We start from the raw sequence: 1,294 nt of genomic DNA on the forward strand, positions 1-1,294 counted from the left end.
ACTAAGACGTTATGCATATTAAAGGAGTATTCATCATCTCATGGGAATTGAATTTATAAATGAAGTAGAAAAAGATTATTCTGAGTATTGTTTCCAAAAACTGAAAGCATTAGTCCCTTCGTATCAAAAAACAGAAGATGAAAAATGCATTTGGGATTACCATCGTTATAAATTTCGCAAAATTACAGATACTCCAAGACAAGTTTTCGTAGCTTCATCCTTGAATAGGCGAAGCAAATTCGAAAATGTAGTATCTCAAATACTTAATAAAATTGAAAAAGGCGAACCACTACTAGAATATCAAAGTAGATTGCTAAAAAATGCTGACTTTGACGATGGAATGCTAATGGATTGGGGGGTTCAGCATTTACATTTAGGTGATTCTATTGAAAGTGATGGCTTTGTAAAACGAACTAAAGAGCTGTTATTTATTAAGTTTACTCCCGATGCGGCATATCTTCTTGGAATATTTGAACATAATGACTGGTCAACATTAAAAGTATTAGAAATTATCCATGAAAATTGGCCTAAAGTTATCGAGCAGCACAAAGTAAGAAATATTGTAGATATTTCGCATTGTCCTGATGAAGAAACTATTAAAAAGTTCAGAGAAATAGGTTTAAATTACGCTGTAAAATTGAGTGATGGTACTGTTTATATGGGGCCTGGTGGTGGAATAACAGCTGCTGGTACTCCTGCGGAAGTTACTCACAACGTACTTCATCTTAGACGTACTTTTTTACACGCATATAATCATATAGTGGAAGAATTTGATGCTATATGTGAGCAGATAGGCATTGATTGCACGTTAGATAAAGTATCAATTGGCCTTAACTTATCTGATGGGAAGCTAGTTTATATTCTTAAAGAGTTAGATCAAGGAATTGTGCTAGCGTAAAATATGCATAACAAATAAGGATAGGCCGCGCGTAGCCGCGACCTTATCCCAAGTGTTGAACAAGCCCGATGTTGATTGTTGACACTTTATTATGCAAATAGCGGATTGAGAATTTGTACTGGCGAAGGTCTTATTTTGAAAGAGACTTTTATGCAGACATGACCCGCCCTTGGCGAACGAGCTAATATTTTTATCACTTGTTCATCAAGCTGTTATCGAGTCCTCATTCTGTTTGGTTAACCCGTTATCCTTATACTTCTCGCCTTAGGCGGTGATGTTAGCGCCTGTCGGTCGATGACGCATATGAACGCCCATAAAATGCATCGCTAGGTGGCAACAAGGGCAATAGCGCACGGCTAAGGCACGTTTGACCTCTGGTAATACGGGGAAAGTGGC

Annotated in this window: 1 protein-coding gene; it reads left to right on the forward strand. The window is 37.5% G+C overall.

Going from position 1 to position 1,294, the window contains the following annotated elements; all coding sequences use genetic code 11:
• Positions 1-40 precede the first annotated feature (40 nt).
• Positions 41-898 carry a hypothetical protein gene (locus tag Q4Q57_RS21990; RefSeq protein ID WP_311892034.1) on the forward strand — a complete coding sequence of 286 codons (858 nt, stop codon included), beginning with the start codon at positions 41-43 and terminating at the stop codon, positions 896-898.
• Positions 899-1,294 lie beyond the last annotated feature (396 nt).

Origin of the sequence: Shewanella sp. SP2S2-6 (genome assembly GCF_031931965.1) — a bacterium.
In the GTDB taxonomy this organism is placed as follows: Bacteria; Pseudomonadota; Gammaproteobacteria; order Enterobacterales; family Shewanellaceae; genus Shewanella; species Shewanella baltica.